The organism is Pseudoxanthomonas sp. SL93 (assembly GCF_026625825.1).
Lineage (GTDB): Bacteria > Pseudomonadota > Gammaproteobacteria > Xanthomonadales > Xanthomonadaceae > Pseudoxanthomonas_A.
In genome coordinates, this window is record NZ_CP113065.1 from 2,039,261 (window position 1) to 2,061,524 (window position 22,264).

17 protein-coding genes and 1 tRNA gene are annotated in these 22,264 nt (G+C 67.8%); 7 read left to right on the forward strand and 11 right to left on the reverse strand.

What is annotated here, in order from left to right; all coding sequences use genetic code 11:
• Positions 1-10: 10 nt before the first annotated feature.
• Positions 11-2,164, reverse strand: coding sequence for a RelA/SpoT family protein (locus OVA13_RS09730; protein ID WP_267790292.1), 2,154 nt, complete (start codon positions 2,162-2,164; stop codon positions 11-13).
• Positions 2,165-2,240: 76 nt separating this feature from the next.
• Between OVA13_RS09730 and OVA13_RS09735 the strand changes: the two genes are divergently transcribed.
• Positions 2,241-2,756, forward strand: coding sequence for a hypothetical protein (locus OVA13_RS09735; protein ID WP_324288194.1), 516 nt, complete (start codon positions 2,241-2,243; stop codon positions 2,754-2,756).
• Between the two features lie 23 nt (positions 2,757-2,779).
• Positions 2,780-3,259, forward strand: coding sequence for a hypothetical protein (locus OVA13_RS09740; RefSeq protein ID WP_267790293.1), 480 nt, complete (start codon positions 2,780-2,782; stop codon positions 3,257-3,259).
• A gap of 8 nt (positions 3,260-3,267) precedes the next feature.
• On the opposite strand, the gene hrpA is transcribed toward OVA13_RS09740, so the two are convergent.
• Positions 3,268-7,395: an ATP-dependent RNA helicase HrpA gene (gene hrpA, locus OVA13_RS09745; protein WP_267790294.1), complete on the reverse strand. Its 4,128-nt coding sequence runs from the start codon at positions 7,393-7,395 to the stop codon at positions 3,268-3,270.
• A 90-nt stretch (positions 7,396-7,485) separates the two neighbouring features.
• Between hrpA and OVA13_RS09750 the strand changes: the two genes are divergently transcribed.
• The 3 genes from OVA13_RS09750 (at position 7,486) to OVA13_RS09760 (ending at position 11,446) form a co-directional block, all read left to right on the forward strand.
• Positions 7,486-8,040, forward strand: a complete 555-nt coding sequence (locus OVA13_RS09750) for a Dps family protein (protein WP_267790295.1) — start codon at positions 7,486-7,488, stop codon at positions 8,038-8,040.
• Positions 8,041-9,079: 1,039 nt separating this feature from the next.
• Positions 9,080-10,876 (forward strand): DNA helicase RecQ, encoded by a 1,797-nt coding sequence (recQ, locus tag OVA13_RS09755; protein ID WP_267790296.1) that lies wholly within the window; start codon positions 9,080-9,082, stop codon positions 10,874-10,876.
• A 102-nt stretch (positions 10,877-10,978) separates the two neighbouring features.
• Positions 10,979-11,446 (forward strand): hypothetical protein, encoded by a 468-nt coding sequence (locus OVA13_RS09760; protein WP_267790297.1) that lies wholly within the window; start codon positions 10,979-10,981, stop codon positions 11,444-11,446.
• A gap of 5 nt (positions 11,447-11,451) precedes the next feature.
• Here the strand turns inward: OVA13_RS09760 and OVA13_RS09765 are convergent, their stop codons facing one another.
• Complete coding sequence (locus OVA13_RS09765; protein WP_267790298.1) at positions 11,452-12,624, reverse strand: MFS transporter; 1,173 nt, start codon at positions 12,622-12,624, stop codon at positions 11,452-11,454.
• A 7-nt stretch (positions 12,625-12,631) separates the two neighbouring features.
• The gene (gene bglX / locus OVA13_RS09770; RefSeq protein WP_267790299.1) at positions 12,632-14,812 is read right to left on the reverse strand and encodes a beta-glucosidase BglX; all 2,181 of its coding nucleotides are present in this window, start codon (positions 14,810-14,812) and stop codon (positions 12,632-12,634) included.
• A 387-nt stretch (positions 14,813-15,199) separates the two neighbouring features.
• On the opposite strand from bglX, the gene OVA13_RS09775 reads away from it, so the two are divergent.
• Both OVA13_RS09775 and OVA13_RS09780 read left to right on the forward strand, forming a co-directional pair.
• The gene (locus tag OVA13_RS09775) at positions 15,200-16,315 is read left to right on the forward strand and encodes a two-component system sensor histidine kinase NtrB (protein WP_324288285.1); all 1,116 of its coding nucleotides are present in this window, start codon (positions 15,200-15,202) and stop codon (positions 16,313-16,315) included.
• On the forward strand, positions 16,308-16,661 hold the full coding sequence (locus tag OVA13_RS09780) for a response regulator (RefSeq protein ID WP_267790301.1): 354 nt from the start codon (positions 16,308-16,310) through the stop codon (positions 16,659-16,661). The genes OVA13_RS09775 and OVA13_RS09780 overlap by 8 nt, the downstream gene beginning before the upstream one ends.
• A gap of 16 nt (positions 16,662-16,677) precedes the next feature.
• On the opposite strand, the gene OVA13_RS09785 is transcribed toward OVA13_RS09780, so the two are convergent.
• From OVA13_RS09785 to pal, 7 genes are all read right to left on the reverse strand, one after another.
• Entirely contained in the window at positions 16,678-17,061 is a 384-nt protein-coding gene (locus OVA13_RS09785; protein ID WP_267790302.1) for a hypothetical protein, read from the reverse strand.
• 56 nt (positions 17,062-17,117) lie between these two features.
• Positions 17,118-19,145, reverse strand: a complete 2,028-nt coding sequence (locus OVA13_RS09790; RefSeq protein ID WP_267790303.1) for a M3 family metallopeptidase — start codon at positions 19,143-19,145, stop codon at positions 17,118-17,120.
• Positions 19,146-19,235: 90 nt separating this feature from the next.
• Positions 19,236-19,311, reverse strand: a tRNA-Lys gene (locus OVA13_RS09795).
• A gap of 64 nt (positions 19,312-19,375) precedes the next feature.
• Positions 19,376-20,041 carry a 7-cyano-7-deazaguanine synthase QueC gene (queC, locus tag OVA13_RS09800; RefSeq protein ID WP_267790304.1) on the reverse strand — a complete coding sequence of 222 codons (666 nt, stop codon included), beginning with the start codon at positions 20,039-20,041 and terminating at the stop codon, positions 19,376-19,378.
• A 105-nt stretch (positions 20,042-20,146) separates the two neighbouring features.
• A complete protein-coding gene (gene queE / locus OVA13_RS09805) occupies positions 20,147-20,830 on the reverse strand; it encodes a 7-carboxy-7-deazaguanine synthase QueE (protein WP_267790305.1) in 684 nt (227 codons plus the stop codon).
• 54 nt (positions 20,831-20,884) lie between these two features.
• Positions 20,885-21,709, reverse strand: a complete 825-nt coding sequence (ybgF, locus tag OVA13_RS09810) for a tol-pal system protein YbgF (RefSeq protein WP_267790306.1) — start codon at positions 21,707-21,709, stop codon at positions 20,885-20,887.
• Positions 21,710-21,724: 15 nt separating this feature from the next.
• Entirely contained in the window at positions 21,725-22,240 is a 516-nt protein-coding gene (gene pal, locus OVA13_RS09815; protein WP_267790307.1) for a peptidoglycan-associated lipoprotein Pal, read from the reverse strand.
• Between the last annotated feature and the right edge of the window lie 24 nt (positions 22,241-22,264).

Below are 22,264 nucleotides of genomic sequence, written 5' to 3' on the forward strand. Positions count from 1 at the left end.
GCATAACCACTCAGGCTGAACGTCGTGCCTCTTCAACCCCCGGCAACGCATCCAGTTTGCCCAGCAGCGTGGACAGCTGGCCGAAATCCGCCACCTTCAACCGCAGGCGCAGATGGACGCGTCCGCTGGAACGCGAGTTCTGGCTGTTGATGTCCAGCACGTTGGCATCTTCCTGTGCGATCAGCGTGGTGATGTCCTTCAGCAGCCACTTGCGGTCGATGCCGGTGATCTGCACGTCGACCTCGTAGCCGCCGCCGGCCTGTCCCCATTCCACCGGCAGCACGCGCGGTGGATTGCTCGCGGCCATCCGCATGAACGATGCACAGTTCGCGCGGTGCACGGTGACGCCGCGGCCGCGCGTCAGGTAGCCGGCGATGGGTTCCCCCGGCACCGGCTGGCAGCAGCGTGCCAGCTGGACCAGCAGGTTGCCGACGCCCTGCACGGTGAACTTGGATTTGGATGGCAACGGCGCGCGCTTCGGCGTGCGCCGCACCGGCAGGGCCGGGGCCGCGGGCTGCGTGGCGGCACGCTGCTCTTCGTGCAGCGCGCGGCCGACCTGGTGCGGCCCCACGTCGCCCAACGCGACCTGGATGTAGAGGTCGTCGATGCTGTCGGCATGGAACTTCTTCGCCACGCCGGTGAGGTCGGCGTGGTGCAGGCCGAGTCGCTTCAGTTCCTTTTCCAGCAACTCGCGCCCGGCCTGCAGGTTGCGGGCACGGTCCAGCTTGTGGAACCACGCACGCACCTTGTCGCGCGAACGGCCGCTGGCGAGGAACGCGTTGGCCGGCATCAGCCAGTCGCGGCGCGGCTCTGCGGCTTTTGCCGTGAGGATCTCCACCCGGTCGCCGCTTCGCAGGGCATGGTTGAGCGGCACGATGCGGCCATTGACCTTGGCCCCGCGCGTGCGGTGCCCGACCATCGTGTGCACGTGGTAGGCGAAATCCAGCACCGTGCCGCCCCGCGGCAGGTCCACCACCTCTCCCTTGGGCGTCAGGGCATAGACCCGGTCCTCGACCAGTTCGGCATCCAGGTCGCCGGCGAGCGCACTGTCGCCGCCGGCGCCTTCCGCCGCGCCGTCCAGTAACCTGCGCATCCACGCGATCTTGCGATCGAACGCCTTGTCGCCACCGCCTTCCTTGTAGCGCCAGTGTGCGGCCACGCCCAGTTCGGCCTGCGCGTGCATTTCGTGCGTGCGGATCTGCACTTCCAGGGTGCGACCTTCCGGGCCGACCACCGCGGTATGCAGGGAACGGTAATCGTTGGCCTTGGGGCGCGCGATGTAGTCGTCGAATTCGCTGGGAATCGGCACCCACAGGGCATGCACGATGCCGAGCGCCGCATAGCACGCCGCCACGTCATCCACGGCGATGCGCACCGCACGCAGGTCGTAGAGCTCATCGAACGAGACCTGCTTGCGCTGCATCTTCCGCCAGATGCTGTAGATGTGCTTGGGCCTGCCGCTGATGTCGGCGCGGATGCCGTGCTCTTCCAGCGCCTGGCGCAGCGCCGCGATCACCGCGGCGATGTAGCGCTCGCGACCGGTGCGCTTGTCGTCCAGCTGCGCGGCGATCTGCTTGTAGGTATCCGGTTGCAGGTGGCGGAAGGCGAGGTCTTCCAGTTCCCACTTCAGCTGCCAGATGCCCAGGCGGTTGGCGAGCGGCGCATGGATGTCGCGCGTCAACCGCGCCAGCGCAATGCGCTCGGCTTCCGGCCTGCTGGCGGCATCACGCATGCGGGCCAGCTGGCGGGCCAGCAGGATGGGCACCACGCGCAGGTCGCGCACGATCGCCAGCAGCAGCCGGCGCAGACCCTCGGTATTGGCGCCGCGCGCCTGCTCCGCGTGCAGCGCCCACACCTGCGCCGCGGCCGCCTGGCCGTCCACCAGGTCGGCGACGCCGGGATAGGTCTTGGCCAGCGACGTACCCAATGCCGCCTGCACGCCGGGCAGTGCGGACACGATGGCGGCGGCGATCACCTCGCCATCGGCCGACAGTGCGGCCAGCGTGTCGAGCGTATCGGCCAGCACGCTGATCGCGTCGCGCGCCGCGTCCGCGGCACCGGGGCTGGCCAGCGCACCGGCCAGCGCCTGCCGCAATGCCGGCGGCAGCGCGGCGGCGGCAGGCCGTTGCAGCAGCGTTGCGATGTCGGGGGCGGGGGCGTTCATGGACTCACGGGGGACGGCGTCCAACGACGCCGGATGCGACTACACTACCGGCCTGTCGTCCACAGGAACAGCCACGATGATGGTCCGCTGGATTCTATCCGCCGCCCTGCTCTGCACCGCCGGCGCCGCGCTCGCGCAGGACGCAGCCCCCGATCCGCGCACGGGCAACCTGCGCGCCTCGATGACGGAGGCCGAATTCAAGGCAGCCGGCCTGGAAAAGCTCTCCGCCACGGAACTGTCCGCGCTGGAAGCCTGGCTGCAGCGCAAGGTCGTGCAGGAAACCGCGGTGGCGGTGGAAGTCGCCAAGCAGGAAGGCCGCAAGGAAGTGCAGCTGGCCACCCGCGGCTTCTTCGACTTCGGCAGCGAGGAGCCCATCGTCAGCACCCTGGAAGGCGAGTTCCGCGGTTTCGGCAAGGGCCGCGACTACACGCTGCAGAACGGACAGGTGTGGGAGCAGGTGGACAACGCCTCCCTGGCCGGCGTGCGCAAGACCAATCCGGGCGTTCGCATCACGCCGTCGCGCGTGGGCAACAACTGGTACCTGCGGATCGAGGGCTACAACACCGCCGCGTCGGTCCGTCGCGTCAAGTAAGTTCCGCCCTTTCGGAGCCCGCCATGCGCCTGCTGCTTTGCGTTGCCGTTGCCACCCTGCTCTTCATCGCCGCGCCCGCGCGCGCCGCGAGCGATTACGTCGAGATCGAGAAGCGGCTGACCGCCGACCAGATGAAGGCCACCGGGCTGGACCAGCTTTCCGCCGAGCAACTGGGCCTCTTGAACACGCTGCTTCGCGACAACCAGAAGGCCGTCGTCGAGGCTGCCCGCGAGGAAAGCGAGACCCGCGTGCTGGGCACCTGGTTCGGCAAGAAGGGCATCGAACCCGTTTCCAGTACCGTGAAGGGCGACCTGCGCGGCTGGTCGCAGGGCATGGTGTTCAACCTGGCCAACGGCCAGCGCTGGCGCGTCACCGAAGGCGAGTACCACATCGGCAAGCCCGTCTCCAACGCCAAGGTGCTGATCACGCCGGGCAAGCTGAGCGGCTGGTACCTGCAGGTGGAAGGCCACAACCCGCGCCCCAAGGTACAGCGCATCGAGTGAGGCGGCGCTCAGGCGCGCAGGGCCTGCAGGCGTTGCGCGAGCTTCTTTGGCGATACGCCTGACCGTGCGCCCAGTTCCTGTGCGAACACGGATACGCGCAGTTCCTCCAGGTCCCAGCGAAGCGCCTGCCATTCGGGCTGGCCGCCCTGCCCATCGGCCACGGCCTGCCGCAACGCGTCCACGAATGGCTTGAGTTCCAGCATGCGTGCCTGGTCGCGCGCGGGATCGCGCTTGGCCCGTTCCGCGCGCAGGGTCATCGCCTTCAGGTAGCGCGGCAGCTGCGCGAGGGCATCGGCCGGCGTTTCCCGCAGGAAGCCCGCATGCACCAGCGCGGCCAGCTGGTCGCGCAGGTCGTCCAGGTTGCCGCGCGCCCAGCCCATCAGCGGCGCTTCCAGTTGCGGCTTCAGTTCGGCCACCGCGGACAGGATCGCTTCGGCCAGCTTCAGGCGCTCCATCGCTTCGCCGAACAGGCGCCTGCCGGCATCCTCGCGACGCTGTTCGAACGCGGCGCGGTCGCGGATGCTTTCAAGTCCGTCGGCGAGGACCGCGTTGAGCGCGGCATCGACGATGTCGCCACGCAGGCGTTCCTGCGATTCGATCGCGGCATACAGCAGGCCGGTCTTCGGCGACACCGGCAGCTGCTTGCGGGCCTGCTTCACCTTGTCGGCCAAGGCGAATTCCAGCAGTCGACGCACGCCACGCGGATGTGCGGCCTGCGCCTGCGCGCGGTCGGCGAACACGTGCAGGGCCACGCTGTCGCCGTCATCGCGCAACGCGGGGTACGCGGGCACCCCGGCTTCGCCCGGCACCTGCAGCGGAATCGGCTGCGCCGGGAAATCATGCAGGCCGGCCGCCGCCATCTCGCGGCCCGCGCGCGCGGCGAACGCCTGCCCGGCGCGATCACCGAAGCGCGCACGCAAGTCCTCGAGATCGCGCGACTCGGCCAGCACGCGGCCTTCACCGCCGCCTCGCGGGTCTTCGCGCAGGCGCAGGTTCATGCGCAGGTGCGGCTCCAGCGCGGCCTCATCGAAATCGATGGCGGCGACCGCCACGCCGGTGGCGCGGGAAAGGAACCGCGCCAGTTCGCCACGCACATCGTCGGCGCTCGGCTTCGGGAACGCCTCGAAGAACGCCCGCGCGAAATCCGGCGCCGGCACGTAGTTGCGCCGCATCGCCTTGGGCAGGCTGCGGATCAGGCCCGACGCCTTGTCGGCAACAAAACCCGGTGCCAGCCACGACAGGCGCGCGGGGTCGAGTGCATTGAGCAGGTGCAACGGCACCTCCAGCGTCACGCCGTCATCGGCCGCACCCGGCTCGAATCTGTAGTGCAGGGGCAGCCGCGCATCGCCGAGCGCGAAGTACTTCGGGAACCGGTCTTCCTCGCTGCCCTCGCCGGGCAGCAGGTCCAGCAGTGACCAGTGCAGGGCACGGCGCTTGTCCGCCGGCAGCGCCTTCCACCACCCATCCAGGCCGGCGGCGGAATGGATGTCCGACGGTACGCGGTCGAGGTACCAGCGAGCCTGCCAGTCCTCGTCGGCCACCAGGCCGGCGCGGCGCAGCTTGGCTTCTTCCTCGCGGGCCAGCTCCAGCGTCTTCAGGTTGTCGGCCACGAACGCGGCGCGCGTACTGATTTCGCCCGTGACCAGGGCCTGGCGCACGAAGATGTCATGTGCTTCGCCGGGCGCGATGCGGCCATAGTGCACTGGTTTTTTCTGCGCCAGCACCAGTCCGAACAGGCTGATCTGCTCCGATGCCAGCACCTGCCCCTGCGCGCGCGACCAGTGTGGGTCGAAATGCTTGCGCAGCAGCAGGTGCGGCAGCTCGGCGATCACCCAGTCAGGCTCGATCGCCGCCAGCGTCATGCCCCACACCTTCTGGGTGTCCAGCAGGTTGGCCGCCAGCAGCCACGGCGGCGTCCGCTTGGACAGCGCCGAACCGGGAAACGGCAGGAAGCGGCGCTGGCGCGGCGCCTGGAAGTCGCCCTTCTCGGTGCGATGACCGATCTGCGTCGGCAGGCCGGCGATCAGCGCGCGGTGCAGGGTCTGGTAGGCACTGGCGCGCGCGCGTTCGCTGTAGCCGCCGGAGGCCGGCGCCTGGTCCTGCTGCGCGCGCGCCGCCACGGGTGCAGGGGAGGCTTCGGCCTTGCCTTCCCGCGCCAGGCGTGCGGCCCGGTGCAACTGGCCACGGGTCGCCTTGACCGCGGCGGCGCTGTCATCGCGCACGACCGGCGGCGCACGGCTGCCGTCGAGCAGCGGCGCCATCGAGGCATCGGCGTCTTCTTCCTTCCAGCCGAGTTCCTCGCACAGCAGGCGCAGCTGGCGATGCAGCTCGCGCCACTCGCGCATGCGCAGGAACCCGAGGAAGTGACGGCCGCACCAGTCGCGCAGCTTCGATTGGGTGAGGTCTTCGTGCGCCTGCCGATAGGCATCCCACAGCCGCAGGACACCGACGAATTCGGAGCGGCCATCGGCGAACTGGGCATGCGCGGTATCCGCTGCGCCGCGCGCGTCGGCCGGACGCTCGCGCGGATCCTGGATACCCAGGAACGACGCGATCACCAGCATCGGCCGCAGGCAGCCCGCGGCCTGCGCGGCGACCAGCATGCGTGCGAGTTTCACGTCCACCGGCAACCGCGCCATCTGCTTGCCGATAGCGGTCAGGCGGCGTTCGCCGTCGATCGCGCCCAGTTCGGTCAGCTGCTGCCAGCCATCGGCGACGGCGCGTTCGTCGGGGGCTTCCAGGAACGGGAAGTCCTCGATCCGCCCCAGGCCCAGCTGCAACATGCGCAGGATCACCCCACCCAGGCTGGAACGGCGGATTTCGGGGTCGGTGAACTCGGCGCGGGACTGGAAATCGGCCTCGGCGTACAGGCGGTAGCAGATGCCTTCGGCAACACGGCCGCAGCGGCCCTTGCGCTGGTTGGCGCTGGCCTGCGAAATGGGCTCGATGTGCAGGCGGTCGAGCTTGTTGCGCGGGCTGTAGCGCTTGACGCGGGCGAAGCCGGGATCGACCACGTAGCGGATGCGCGGCACGGTCAGCGAGGTCTCGGCCACGTTGGTCGCCAGCACGATCCGACGGCTCGGTCCCGGGTTGAACACGCGGTCCTGGTCCTGGTTGGACAGGCGCGCGTACAGCGGCAGCACTTCGGTTTGCCGGTACTTGCGCCGCTCCAGCGCCTGGTGCGCATCACGGATCTCGCGCTCGCCGGGCAGGAAGACCAGCACGTCGCCGCGCGCGTCCAGCCGGGTGATTTCGTCGATGGCACCGACGATGGCATCGTTGACCGTGCGGTCGCCACCGCGGTCTTCCTCGCCCTCGTGCGCTTCCCCTTCCAGCGGCCGGTAGCGGACCTCCACCGGGTAGGTGCGGCCTTCCACGCTGATCACCGGGGCATCGTCGAAGTGGCGGGCGAAGCGTTCGGTATCGATGGTCGCCGAGGTGACGATGACCTTCAGGTCGCGGCGCTTGCGCAGCAGCTGCTTCAGGTAGCCGAGCAGGAAGTCGATGTTGAGGCTGCGCTCGTGCGCCTCGTCGACGATGATCGTGTCGTAGGCCGACAGCCAGCGGTCGCTGGCGATTTCCGCCAGCAGGATGCCGTCGGTCATGAACTTGATGTGGGTGTCCTCGCCGACCTGGTCGTTGAAGCGCACCTGGAAGCCGACGCCCCGGCCCACCTCGGTCTTCAGCTCTTCCGCCACGCGGCGTGCCACCGCGCGCGCGGCGATCCGGCGCGGCTGGGTGCAGCCGATCATGCCGGCCACGCCGCGACCGGCCGCCAGGCACAGCTTGGGCAGCTGGGTGGTCTTGCCGGACCCGGTCTCGCCGGCGATCACCACCACCTGATGGTTGCGGATCAGCTCGATGATGCGCTCGCCTTCCCGGGCGATCGGCAGGGAAGCGTCAAGTGTCACCGCAGGCACGGTGGACTGGCGGCTTTGCCGGCTGGCGATGGAGGCGTTCAATGCCTGCTCGAATGCCTGGCGCGCGCTGGCATCGGCCGGCTTGCCCTGCCAGCGCGACCACAACCCGTGCAGCCGGCCGCGGTCGCGACTCAGCGCGCGGTCGAGCGCACGCCGCGCCTGGTCGAGGGCGGCCCGGTCGGGATGGGTGGGGGAAGGTGCGGGCGGGGTCGTCATTTTTTCAGCAAGCGGTTGAAACTTTTTGCTCACGCCACATGTTCTAGTGTGTCTATTGTGCCGTCTCAACCCACCCTCAGGAGAATCCGCATGGCCAAGCCGAAGACCAAGCCCGCCAAGACCAAGGCCACGCCCGTCAGCGCCCCCCTCGCATCGGCCCCCTCGGCCCCGAACATCGATATCGGGATCAGCGGCGGCGAACGCAAGAAGATCGCCGACGGCCTGTCGCGGTTCCTGGCCGACAGCTACACGCTTTACCTGAAGACCCACAATTTCCACTGGAACATCACCGGCGCGATGTTCAATTCGCTGCATACGATGTTCGAGACGCAGTACACCGAGCAGTGGACGGCGCTGGACGAGATCGCCGAGCGCATCCGTGCGCTGGGGTTCAACGCACCGGGTTCTTACCGCGAGTTCGTCAACCTGACCTCGATCCCGGAAGAGCCGGGCCTGACCGACAGCGCCGACTGGCGCGAGATGGTCCGCCAGCTGGTGATCGGCAACGAGGCGGTGTGCCGTACGGCGCGCAAGGTGCTGGACATCGCCGACGACGCCGACGACGCGCCGACCGAGGATCTGCTGACCCAGCGCCTGCAGACGCATGAGAAGTACGCCTGGATGCTGCGTTCGCTGCTGCAGTAAGCGACGCCGAGTGAATGCAAGACGCCCGGCTGGTCCGGGCGTTTTGCTGTCAGCCTTCCCTGCTGTTTAGCCCCTCTCCCTGATGTCGAGCTCCTCTCCCTGCGGCGACCGAAGGAAGTCCGTGTGGGAGAGAGGGGGCGGGGTGAGGGCCAACGGTGTGCGTCGCGCGTGTGGCCCTGGGAGCGTGTCCATCGGGCGCGCGGTTGCTACATGTTTCCTGGCCTGACGGGGTGGTTCTATTAGTGCGCCAGCATGGCGCGCTCGCCGCGGGGCCCTACTTTTCTTTGCTTGTGCAAAGAAAAGTAGGCAAAAGAAAGCACACCCCGGCGGTCCGCCCGCCGCACGCGGCGGGTGCGCAGTCCCGGCGGGAATTTTCGTAAGGGCCATCCTGGCCCATACGAAAACGGCGCACGTCCTGTGCGCCGCCCTGCGGGTTTGACCCGCCGGGGCCGCCGGACCTCAGGGGCCCCGAAGCTGCGCCGGATAAATCCGTACGCAGTGCTTTGCTGTCGCTTTTGCAGTTGCTTTTGGGCCCCCTTGAGGCACGGCGAGTGGGCCGGGTAAAACCCGAAGGGCGCCGCCCTGGATGGGCGGCGTTTTCGTATGGCACAGGGATGTGCCTTACGAAAATTCCCGGCCCGCTCGCGGACCCGGAGCGAAGCGCAGGGCGTGCCGCCTGGGGTGTGTTTCTTTGCTTCTTTCTTTGCACAAGCAAAGAAAGAAGGCCCCCGCGGCGAGCGGCACCAAGCGTGACCTAAAGCAGACCCACACCGAAAGATGCACGTAACAGGCTCATTGCAGATGAGCGTTTTCAGTGAATTCCGTATGTTGTTAGGCCGCCGGTCTAGCGGAGTCAGCTGACTTCGTTGTCCCTCACCCCTCTCTCCCACAGGTACTTCCTCCGGTCGTCGCAGGGAGAGGGGCTTAATTGCGCCCCGCTCAAATCTGGATGAATTCCTACCCTGCAGCACGTCCGTTTCCGACCGCTACCCACGCCAGCCGGGTCGGCTGCCGAGCCCCGCCGCGGTATCCTGTGCGCATGTCGTCCCCCGCCCTTGAAACACTGCAGCGCGTCTTCGGTTACAGCGCCTTCCGTGGCCACCAGCAGGCCATCGTCGAACACCTCGCCGCCGGCCACGATGCCCTGGTGCTCATGCCCACGGGCGCCGGCAAGTCGTTGTGCTACCAGGTGCCCGCGCTGCTGCGCGAAGGTACCGGCATCGTCGTCTCGCCGCTGATCGCCCTGATGCAGGACCAGGTGGATGCGCTGCGCCAGCTGGGCGTGCGCGCGGCCTTCCTGAATTCGTCCCTGGCCGCCGACCAGGCTGCCCAGGTGGAACAGGCCCTGCTGCGGGGCGAGCTGGACCTGCTGTACGTGGCGCCGGAACGCCTGCTGACCCCGCGCTTCCTGTCGCTGCTGGACCGCAGCCGGATCGCCCTGTTCGCCATCGACGAGGCGCACTGCGTCTCCGCCTGGGGGCACGACTTCCGCCGCGAGTACCTGGAACTGGCCCTGCTGCACGAGCGCTGGCCGGACATCCCGCGCATCGCACTGACCGCCACCGCCGACCCGCCCACGCAGCGCGAGATCGCCGAGCGCCTGAACCTGGTGGAGGCCGAGCGTTTCGTCAGTTCGTTCGACCGCCCCAACATCCGCTACACCGTCGTGCAGAAGGACAACGCGCGCCGCCAGCTGCGGGATTTCCTGCAGAAACATCGCGACGAGGCGGGCATCGTCTATTGCCTGTCGCGCAAGCGGGTGGACCAGACCGCCGAGTTCCTGGCCGAACAGGGCTTCAATGCGCTGCCCTACCACGCCGGCCTGGACGCCGAGGTGCGCGCGCACAACCAGCGCCGGTTCCTGCGCGAGGACGGCATCGTCATGGTGGCGACGATTGCCTTCGGCATGGGCATCGACAAGCCGGACGTGCGTTTCGTGGCGCACATCGACCTGCCCAAGTCGCTGGAAGGCTACTACCAGGAAACCGGGCGCGCCGGCCGCGATGGCGAGGCTGCCGAGGCCTGGCTGTGCTACGGGCTGGGCGACATGGTGCTGCTGAAGCAGATGATCGAGCAGTCCGAGGCCGGCGAGGAACGCAAGCGGCTGGAACGCCGCAAGCTTGACCAGTTGCTGGGCTACTGCGAATCGACCCAGTGCCGCCGGCAGGTGCTGCTGGCCGGCTTCGGCGAGACCTACCCGCACGACTGCGGCAACTGCGACAACTGCCTGAGCCCGGCCGAGACATGGGATGCCACCCAGGCCGCACAAAAAGCGCTGAGCTGCGTCTACCGCAGCGGCCAGCGCTTCGGCGTGAACCATGTGATCGACGTGCTGCGTGGCAGCCAGAGCGAACGCATCCAGCAGTGCGGCCACGAACACCTGACCACGTATGGCATCGGCAAGGATCTGGATGCGGCGACGTGGCGCAGCGTGTTCCGCCAGCTGGTCGCCACCGGACTGCTGGAAGTCGACGCCGAAGGCTTCGGCAGCCTGCGCCTGACCGAGGCCAGCCGCAGCGTGCTGCGGGGCGAACGTCGCCTGCAGCTGCGCCGGGAAAGCCGCACCACGCGCGACAAGGACCGCGGCCCGCGTACCGGCGTGTCGGTGGCGCCGGAAGACCTGTCGCGCTTCCAGGCCCTGCGCGACCTGCGCGCGCTCCTGGCGCGCGAACAGAACGTGCCCGCCTACGTCATCTTCCACGACAGCACCCTGCGCAACATCGCCGAACAGCAGCCCGCCACGCTGGATGACCTGGCGCGCGTGGGCGGCATCGGCGGCACCAAGCTGTCCCGTTACGGACAGCAGGTACTGGACGCGCTGCAGGCGGCGGGATGAAGTTCCCCACGGTTTCCGGCGCGCATCAGCGCCCGTTCAAACCCGGGTTGCTACGTTGCCATGGCAGCCGGTCCCGGACCGGCCTCCTCTTCGGGAATCCCCATGAACGCCCTGCCGCTTGCCGTGCTGATCGTCCTGGCCGTCGCGCCCGCCGCACCCGCCTGGGCACAATCCACCGCCGACGCGCTTGACCTCAGCCTGCCCCGCGGCGCGGCCTACGCCGCGGATCCGCCGGGCACCTTCTACGGCGACAAGAGTGGTCCACTCCCGGTCGCGGCGACGGCGGCGGAAGACACGCGTGACCCGTGCGTGGTCATGCACGACGACCGCGACGGCGATGGCATCACCGGTAGCTTCACCACCGGCATCGGTTACACCAAGGGCCACGGCAGCAGCACTTACAACGCCGCCAACCTCAACCTGTGCAAGACCACGTACAACGAAGAAGGCAAGCCGCGCACGTTCAACTTCAACATCAACGTGGACCGCTACGACGGGCCGGGCGGATATTACGGTCCGTACGGTGGATATCCCGCCGGGCCGATGATGCGCGGTGCTCCGCGACCCTGATTTTTTCAGTCGCGCGTGGCGACGCGCGCGACCGCGGCCACCGCCACCAGCAGCATCACCAGCAGGCCGAGCGCCGCTGCCAGGGAGGTCGCCTGGGCGATGAAGCCCAGCGCCGCGGGCCCCAGCAGGACACCCGCATAGCCCATCGTAGTCACTGCCGCCACCGCCAGATGCGTTGGCATGCCACGCTGGCGCCCGGCAGCGGAGAACATCACCGGCACCACGTTCGCCGCGCCCGCTCCCACCAGCGCAAAGCCCGCCAGCCCCGCCAGCGCCGACGGCACGAGGATCGCCAGCATGAATCCCGCCGCGGCGAGCAATGCGCCGCACACGACCACGCGGAAGGCACCCAACGCCTGCACGATGCGATCGCCACTCAACCGGCCGATCGTCATCGTCACCGCGAACGCGACATAGCCGAATCCGGCGGTTGCGGGGTCGGCATTGCGCACGGAAGTAAGGAACACCGCGCTCCAGTCCAGCACCGCGCCCTCGGACAGGAACATCGCGAAGCACACCGCACCGATCAGCAGCACACGCCCGCGCGGCAGCACGAACGCGGGGTGATCCGCCTCTCCGCCACGCACCAGCAAGCCGCGGCGCGCACCCGCCAGCAGCAGGACCGCGATCCCCGCCGTGCCGCTTATCGCGAGCAAGGGCGGCACGCCCAGTGCCAGGGCGGCGGCCACGCCGCCAGCGCCGGCGATACCGCCGACGCTGTACATGCCATGGAAGCCGGACATCATCGCGCGTCCCCCCGCACGTTCCACGATCACCGCCTGCACGTTCATCACCACATCAAGCACGCCCAGGCTGGCACCGAACACGGCGAGCACCAGCGCCAGCACCGATACACCCGGCGCGAGCATCAGGGCTGGCATGCACAGGCAGATCACCGCGCCCGCCACCAGGATCATGCGCCGGCAGCCGAAACGCGCGGCCAGTCCGCCGGCCAGCGGCATCATCAGCACGGAGCCCACACCCAGGCAGAGCAGCAGCAGGCCGAGCTGACCATCGTCCAGCGCATGCCGCTGCTTGGCGAAGGGAATCAAAGGCGCCCACGCCGACACCGCGAATCCGGCAATGAAGAAGACGACACGCGTGGCGACGCGCTCGCGCACGCCGACGTGGTCTTCCCTCACCGCGCCGGCACGCAACGTGTCCTCCGGCATGGCCATGCCGGATTCAGGGCGCCATCAGTTCGAATGCCACCGGTTCGCCGCTGGCGGAAGAAGGTGCCACCCACACGTCGAACAGGCCCGGTTCGGCCACCGGGCGGTTGTCGACGCCATGGAATTCCAGATCGGCGCGGGTCAGCGTGAATTCGACGTCCTGCGATGCGCCGGCCGCCAGCGCGATCTTGCGGAAGCGCTTGAGTTCACGCACCGGCCGCACGCGGCTGGCGGTGCGGTCGCGCAGGTAAAGCTGCACCACTTCCTCGCCATCGCGCTTGCCAGAGTTGGTGATGCGCGTGCGGATGGTGAGCGTGTCGTCCCAGGCGAGCGTCTCGTTGCTCAGCTGGGGTACGCCGTAATCGAAACGCGTATAGCCCAGTCCATGCCCGAACGGATACAGCGCCGCGTGCGTGACCTCGCGCCAGCGCGTCTGGAAGAAGCGCGGCTGGCCCGGCACGTTGGGACGACCGGTGGCGGCATGGCTGTAGAAAAACGGCTGCTGGCCCGAGTCCTGCGGAAAGCTCACCGGCAGGCGCGCCGACGGGCTGTAGTCGCCGAACAGCACGTCGGCCACCGCCGGACCGGTCTGCGTACCCAGGAACCAGGTGACCAGGATCGCCTGTGCATCACGCACGGCGCCTTCCAGCGCCAGCGCGCGCCCATTGCGGAGCAGCACCACGACCGGCGTGCCCGTCGCGGCCACGGCCTCGGCCAGCGCCTGCTGGACGGGCGGCAGCACGATCTGCGTGCGCGACTGCGCCTCGCCACTGAACTCCGACGGTTCGCCCACGGCGAGCAACACGACATCGGCATCGCGCGCCGCGGCCACGGCCGCGTCGATGCCGCCTTCCAGTGTTTCCTCGATGCCGCAGCCCGGCACCACCACCAGCGACGCGGCATCGTCCAGGGCAGCGCGCAGTCCACGCTCGATCTCGACCATGCGCGAGGCGTCGCCGAAAATGTTCCAGCAGCCGCCCAGGTTGTCGGTGTCGCTGCCGAACGGGCCGATCAGGGCGATGCGCTGACCGGACTTCCGCAACGGCAGCACGTCCCCTTCGTTCTTCAACAGCACGATCGAGCGGCGTGAACAGTCGCGCGCCAGCGCGTCGTGCGCGGCGATGTGCGACTGGTCGGATTCGCGTTCGACATCCAGCGAGCGGTAGGGATCGTCGAACAGGCCGATCGCTGCCTTGACGTGCAGCACGCGACGGACGGCTTCGTCTACCACGGCCAGCGGAATCTCGCCCTGTTCCACCAGCGCCGCCACGTGGCCGGCGTAGATGCCGCTCTGCAGGCTCATGTCCAGGCCGGCGGTCAGCGCCTTCTTCGCGGCATCGGCCTCGTCGCGCGCGTAGCCATGGGCGATCAACTCCAGGTCAGACGTGTAGTCGGACACGACAAAGCCGTCGAACTTCCATTCGCCGCGCAGCAGGTCGGTGAGCAGTTCGCGATTGGCCGAGGCGGGTACGCCGTTGATGTCGTTGAACGAGCTCATCAGCGTCAACGCGCCGGCATCCAGGGCGGCCTTGAACGGCGGCAGGTGCACATCACGCAATGTCTGCGGCGAGATATCCACGGTGTTGTAGTCCAGCCCGGCGGCGACCGCACCGTATGCGGCGAAGTGCTTGGGCGTGGTGAGCAACGAGTCGGCGGCGGACAGGTCGCTGCCCTGGAAGCCGCGTACGCGTGCCGCGGCGAGCTCGCAGGCCAGGTGGACGTCCTCGCCGGAGGTCTCCGCCACGCGGCCCCAACGCTGGTCACGCGCGATGTCCACCATCGGTGCGAACGTCCAGTGGATGCCGGCGGCGGTCGCTTCCCTGGCGGTGGCGCGCGCGGTGCGTTCGGCCAGGTCCGGCTCGAAGCTGGCCGCTTCGCCCAGCGGAATCGGGAACACGGTGCGCATGCCATGGATCACGTCGGCGCCCAGCAGCAGCGGAATGCCCAGGCGGCTTTCCTCCACCGCGATGCGCTGCGCTTCGCGGCCTTCCGCCGCACCCACGCCGTTGAACAGCGCACCGACGCGCCCGGCACGGATCTGCTCGCGCACCTGCTCGGCATCACGGGCGAAGGTCTCCGGGTTCACCTCGAAGGCGAACGGACGCAAGGCATCGGCAAAGGCGCCGAGTTGGCCGATCTTCTCTTCCAGCGTCATCCTGGCGATCAGGCCCTCGATCCTTGGCTGATGCGGCATGTAGGCGGTCCTCCCCGGACGCGGGTGCTGGCAAGGCAACCATTATGAAAACGTTTACAGTTACGGTCAAACCCCCATCCGGCGGCGTCCGGGGTGCGTCCGGATTCGCGAAATCGCGAGACCCGGGAAGCAGCGGGTTGCCCCCGCCGCCCTTGGCACGACGGAGAACACGACGCCGATACCCGGGAGGGCAAGCATGCACGACATGCATCGCCTCACCGCTCCGGCATGACACGTCACCGTCGACCTCTCGCAGGTGCCGCGCCTTGTTGACGATCCATCACGTGTGCGCACTCATCCGTCAACGGCACGTTAACTCAAGGGTCTCTAGGCTCAGGGCCGGCTTCGTCTCGCAGGACCTTCACGGTGCATACGTCAGACGACGCGATGGATCTCAATGTCGAGCGATTGCTGCTCAAGAGCGTCACCGACTACGCCATCTACATGCTGGACCCCGAGGGCTACATCCTCAGCTGGAACGTGGGGGGCGAACGCATCAAGGGTTACTCGGACGCCGAGATCATCGGCAAGCATTTCTCTATCTTCTATTCACCGGAGGAGCTCGCGCTCGACCAGCCGGCCAAGGTGCTGGCCGCGGCGGCGCGCGATGGCCGCTTCGAAGCCGAGGGGTGGCGCACGCGCAAGGATGGCTCGCTGTTCCGTGCCAGCATCATGATCGACGCGATCCGGCAGGACGGCAAACTGATCGGCTTCGCGAAGGTCACGCACGACATCACCGAGAAGTACCAGGCCCAGCAGGACCTGCACCGTGCCGAGCGCGCGCTGGCGCAGGCGCAGAAGGTGCACGCCATCGGCAAGCTGACGCTGGGCGTCGCGCACGATTTCAACAACCTGCTGACGGTCATCGTCAACAGCCTGGACATGCTGGGCAAGATGCATACGGATGAACGCAGCGTGCGCCTGATCAGCGCCTCGGCACGCGCCGCGGAGCGCGGCAGCCGGCTTTCGCGGCAGATGCTGGCGTTCTCGCGCGCGCAGGAACTGGCGCCCCGCCTCCATGACGTGAACGAACTCGTCACCCACTCCATGGAAAGATACCGGCAGGTCGCTGGTGCCATCGTGTACTGCGAGTGCAGGCTGAAACCCGATCTACCCCGGATCATGGTCGATGCCGACCAACTGGATGCCGCCCTGATGAATCTTGTTTCGAACGCGCGCGACGCGATGTCATCGGGACGGATCCTGATCTCCACCAGCACCTGCAATCCGGACAAGGCGCTGCACCCGGAAGCGGATGCCAGCAAGCTGCACGTCTGCGTCACCGTCAAGGACGACGGCCCCGGCATGACCGACGACGTCAGGATCCGCGCCATGGAGCCGTTCTTCACCACCAAGGACGTGGGACAGGGCAGCGGGCTGGGGCTCAGCCAGGTCTACGGATTCGCCGCGCAGTCGGGCGGGTTCGCCTACATCGAAAGCGAGCCGGGTGAGGGCACCGCCGTCACCATCGCAATTCCGGTACCGGAGGTGTCACATGGCTAAGCCCAGCATCCTGTACGTGGAGGACGATGAACTGCTGCGATCGGTGACGAGCATGGCGCTGGAAGACGCGGGCTATGACGTCACCGAGGCGGTGAACGGCGTGGATGCCAAGGTGAAGCTCACCGCCGCGCGCTTCGATTACGTGCTCAGCGACATCAGCATGCCGGCGGGGGTGTCAGGCATCGACATTTCCGAAGTGGTGCGCTCGTCATCCCCCGACACCGTCACCGTGTTGATCTCGGGATACGCGAAATCCCAACTCCCCCCCATCCCTTCCGGCACCCGCTTCCTGAAGAAGCCCTACCATGTGCAGGAACTGCTGGATGTGCTGTCGGCGGCTCCCTAGTGCCACGGGGCCGGCATCAGTCTACGCAGACGCGTGCTTCTTCGCCAAATTCCAGCTCCATCGCCTCCCGCACCAAGCCAGAAACGGAGAACCAGGCTTTGCACGCGTGAGCATCCAGTCCCTCCCAACCGAGCTCTTCCGAGAAGTAGATCGTTTTAGCCCGCGACATTTTTCTTTCCTCGTCCTCGCGGATAGCACGTCTGTGCTTCTTCATGAGAAGCCGGAACTGCTTGCTGGTAGTAACACCGAACCTGCCAAGCTCGGGCAATAACTCCGAGAGGTCCGGGTTGCCATAATCCCTTCGGCGCCGGAAAAGCGAAAGGACGACCTTCCGGATAACCTCGGTAGAAACAGCTCTCTCGTCGACTCTTACGCGGGCGGGAACATGGTTCATCGGCATGTACGTTCCGGATTTCTGCGCTTGGCAACGCGGACGAATCCGCTGAACCAGACCTCTCAACCCGCCATGCCGGCGTGACGCAGGAGCGCGTCGATGCGCGGCGCGCGGCCCCGGAAGGCCAGGAAGTTCTCGGCGGCACCACGGCTTCCGCCGCGTGCCAGGATTTCGCGGCGGAACCGCGCACCGGTCTCGGCGACCTTTTCCGGCGCCTCCTCGAAAGCCTCATAGGCGTCCGCGCTGAGCACCTCGGCCCACTTGTAGCTGTAGTAGCCGGCTCCGTAGCCGCCCGCGAAGATGTGGCTGAACTGATGGGGGAAGCGGTTCCATTCCGGCGGCAGGTTCACTGCCACCTCGGCGCGCACCCGGTCAAGCAGCGCCAGCACCGTATCGCCTGCGGCATCGAAGCCGCTGTGCAGCTGCATGTCGAACAGCGCGAACTCCAGCTGGCGCACCGTGGCCATGCCGCTCTGGAAGTTCTTCGCCGCGACCATCCTGTCGAACAGCGCGCGCGGCAGCGGCTCGCCACTGTCCACGTGCGCGGTCATCGCCTGCACGCGCGCCCACTCCCAGCAGAAGTTCTCCATGAACTGGCTTGGCAGCTCCACGGCATCCCATTCGACGCCGTTGATGCCGGCCACGCCCAGCTCCCCGACCTGCGTGAGCAGCTGATGCAGGCCATGGCCCATTTCGTGGAACAGCGTGGTGACTTCGTTGTGGCTGAAGGTCGCCGGCTTGCCGTCCACGCCCTTGCCGAAATTGCAGACCAGATAGACGACGGGCGTCTGCACGCCACGCACCGTCGTGCGGCGGTTGCGGCAATCGTCCATCCACGCACCGCCGCGCTTGCCTTCGCGTGCGTACAGGTCAAGGTAGAACTGGCCGACCAGTGCGCCATCGCCATCCACAAGCCGGTAGAAGCGCACATCCGGGTGCCACGTGGGCGCGCTGTCCTGCTCGACGCGCAGGCCGTAGAGATCACCGATCACGCCGAACAATCCCTTCAGCACCGCCGCTTCGGTGAAGTACTGCTTCACCTCCTGCGCGGAGAAGCTGTAGCGCGCCTGCTTGAGCTTTTCGCTGGCATAGGCCAGGTCCCAGGCTTCGACGGTCTCGAGGCCCAGCTGTTCCTGCGCGAAGGCTTCCAGTTCCGCGCGGTCGCGTTGCGCATGCGGCTTCGCGCGCGCGGCCAGGTCGCGGAGGAAGTGCAGCACGTCGTCCGGCGTATCGGCCATCTTGGTGGCCAGCGAATACGCCGCATAACTGGCGAAACCCAGCAGCGAGGCAAGCTCGGCCCGCAGCGCGAGGATGCGGTCGATCAGCGTGGAGTTGTCGAGCTCCTCGTTCTCCCCCAGCTCCGACGCACGCACCGCATTGGCGTGGTACAGCGTTTCGCGCAGCGCGCGGTCGTCGGCGTAGGCCTGCACGGGCAGGTAGCACGGCATCTGCAGGGTGAACTTCCAGCCCGGTTCGTCGTCGGCCTTGGCCGCGGCACGCGCAGCGGCCACCACGTCGGAGGGCAGGCCGCCAAGGTGCTGCTTGTCCTTGATCCAGAACTCGTACTCGTCGGTGGCATCGAGCACGTTCTGGGAGAACTTCGCCGACAGACTGGCGAGTTCTTCCTTCACTTCGGCGAAGCGCGCCTTCTGCGCCTCCTGCAACTCCGCACCGCCCAGGCGGAAATCGCGCAGCGCGTTCTGCAGCACCTGGCGTCGGGCATCGTCGTACTGCGCGGCTTCCGGCGCATCCGCCAGGGCACGGTACTGGCGATACAGCGCCAGGTTCTGTCCGAGCCCGCTCCAGAAACGCGTGACCTTGGGCAGCAGCGCGTTGTACGCACTGCGCAGCGCCGGCGTGTTCACCACCGCCTCCAGGTGTGTCACCTGGTTCCAGGCACGCGCCAGCCGCTCGGTCGCGTCGTCGAGTGGCACGACGAACGTATCCCACGTCACCTGCGAGACGGACTCGGCCGCCGCCACGGCGGCCTCTGCCTCTGCCAGCAACTGGTCGATCGCCGGCGCGATGTGCTCGGCACGGATCTCGTCGAAACGGGGAAGACCGGAGAAGTCCAGCAACGGGTTCTGCATGGGAATACCTGGAAGAAGGATCTGACCTGACGGAAGCGGCCGGCAGCGAGACACAACCGGGCACATGGTGCCATTGCGTGAAGCGGTGTGTGGTGGGCCGTGAAGGATTCGAACCTTCGACCAAAAGATTAAAAGTCTTCTGCTCTACCGACTGAGCTAACGGCCCGGTGCTGCGGTCCGGCGTTGCGCCGGGAGGCGAATTCTACCCCAGGACGGGGGCGCCTGAAAAATCAGGCGTAGTGCGTGGGGTCCGGCACGCCGGCGTCGGCGAAGCCGGCGGCGCGCAGGCGGCAGGCATCGCAGTGGCCGCAGGCGCGGCCCTGGTCGTCGGCCTGGTAGCACGAGACGGTCTGGCCGAAGTCCACGCCCAGGCGCACGCCTTCGCGCACGATGTCGGCCTTGCTCAGTTTCAGCAGGGGCGCATGGATGCGCAGCCCCGCCCCTTCCACGCCGGCCTTGGTGGCCAGGTTGGCCAACGCCTCGAAGGCCTGGATGAATTCGGGCCGGCAATCCGGATAACCCGAGTAATCCACCGCGTTGACGCCGCAGAAGATGTCGTTGGCACCCAGCACCTCGGCCCAGCCCAGCGCGACCGACAGCATGATGGTGTTGCGTGCAGGCACGTAGGTGACCGGGATGCCGGGGCCGCCGGCCTCGGGCACGTCGATGTCGTCGGTGAGCGCCGAGCCGCCGATGCTGCGCAGGTCCACGTGCACGGTCTTGTGTTCCACCGCGCCGAGCGATGCCGCCACGCGCACGGCGGCATCCAGCTCCGAGGTGTGGCGCTGGCCGTAACGCACGCTGAGTGCGTGCACGGCGAAGCCCTGTTCGCGGGCGATGGCGACGACGGCGGCGGAATCCATGCCACCGGAGAGAAGGACGACGGCTTTCTTCATGACGGTTCGTGATTCGTGATTCGTGATTCGTGATTCGTGACTCGGCAGCTGGCCGTGAGGTGCGCGGCCTTCCGAATCACGAATCACCAATGACCCATCACTGCCTCACCTCCCCGGCTCGTCGTTCCACAGCAGCTTGTGCAGCTGCATCTGGAAGCGCACCGGCAGGCGGTCTTCGATGATCCAGTCGGCCAGGTCGCGCGGGTCAAGTTCGGACTTGCTGGGCGAAAAGAGCACGTCGCAGCGCGTTGCCAGGCGGTGCCCGGCCAGCATGTCGCGGGCCCATTCGTAGTCCTCGCGACCGCAGAGTACGAACTTGACCTGGTCGCGCGCGGTCAGCAGCGGGAGGTTCTCCAGCCGGTTGCGCGCCATTTCCTTCGAACCGGGCGTCTTCAGGTCCACCACGCGCGACACGCGCGGGTCCACGCCGGCAATGTCGATGGCGCCGGAGGTCTCCAGCGACACGTCGTAGCCGGCGTCGCACAACCTGGCCAGCAGGAGCAGGCAGCGCTTCTGCGACAGCGGCTCGCCGCCGGTGACGCAGACGTGGCGTACGCCGTGGCGGGCCACTTCCGCCAGGATCGCGTCGATATCCCACCACTGCCCGCCATGGAAGGCATAGGCGGTATCGCAGTACTGGCAGCGCAGCGGGCAGCCGGTCAGGCGCACGAACACGGTGGGCCAGCCGACCGCGTTCGCCTCGCCCTGCAGGGAAAGGAAGATCTCGGTGATCTTGAGGCGTTCCAGTGGGGACTGGACGATCTCGCTGGGGCGGGCGGCGTCGTTCATGGGGTGCGCATTATGCCGCGTGCGGGCCCGTCCGGCCCGCCCCATCCGCGCAGCTCAGCGCAGGCGGCCGAACTGGATGGCTTTCAGGCGGTCGTCCGCGGTGCGCGCGACATCGGTACCGGGGTACTTGGCGATGACGTCGGCGAGGGTGCGCTCGGCTTCTTCCAGCTTGCCCAACCCGTACTCGCACAGCCCCAGCTTGAGCAGCGAGCCGGCGGCCTTGTCATGGGTGGGGTACTGCGCGAGCAGCGCGCGGAACTGGTCCGCGGCCAGCGGGTAGTTCTGGGTGACGTAGTAGCTTTCGCCCAGCCAGTACAGCGCATTGGGGGCGTACACGCCGGTCGGGTACAGCTCCAGGAAGCTGGTGAACAGGGCGGCGGAATCGGCGTAGTCGCCGGCCTTCAGGCGATCGAAGGCGACGTTGTAGGCGGTGCGCTCGTCGCCGGCCGCGGCAACGGCGCCGGTGTCGCCATGGACGGTGGGCGGACGTTCGGCCGGAATGCTGGCGGCAGGTGCAGCCGGCCTGGGGGCCGGCGCGCTGCTGACGGGCGGCGGTACCGGAGCGCCGGCGGGTGCCGGTGTCGGCGTGCCGCCTTCGATCCGGTTGAGCCGGCCGTCGAGGTCGAGGTACTGGTCGCGGCTGCGCTGCTTGAGCTGCTCGTTCTCGTTCTGCAGCTGCTCGAGCTGGGCGCGCAGGTCACGCAGTTCCGCTTCCTGCTGGGTCAGCCGGTTCAGCAGGTCCAGGTTCTGTTGCGGGTTGTTGGCCTTGGCTTCCAGCGCGGCGACGCGGTCGGCCAGGCTCACGCGCTGGGCATGCGCAGGTGCGGCGGCCACCAGGGCCGCCGCGAGGACCAGCAAATACTTCTTGGCCATCATCATCGTGGTGACGACGGCTTACTTCGCCGTGTAGACGATCTCGACGCGACGGTTCTGCGACCAGCAGGATTCGCTGGAATCGGTGCAGACCGGGCGCTCTTCGCCGTAGCTGACGACGCTGAGCTGGCCGGCCGAACCGCCGCTGGCCTGCAGGGCGGAGTTGACGGCATTGCCGCGGCGCTCGCCCAGACCCAGGTTGTACTCGCGGCTGCCGCGCTCGTCGGCGTGGCCTTCCAGCGTGATGCGCGAGGACGGACGGTCACGCAGGTACTTGGCGTGGCAGCCCATGATGGCCTGGAACTCCGGCTTCAGCGCGTCCTGGTCCAGATCGAAGTACACCACGCGCTGGCGCAGGCAGGCGTCGGTGTCCAGGTCGCCGGGGCCGTACACGCCCGAGGTGGTCGGACCCGTCGGGGTGGTGGGCACGGTGGTGGTGGTGTCGGTCGGCGCTTCCGGCTTGACGGCCTTCTTGCAGCCAGCCAGCACGGCAACGGACATCAGCGAGAGCATCAGCACACGGGTGGTGTTGTTCATGATCATTCCTTCGTCGGTGGAACG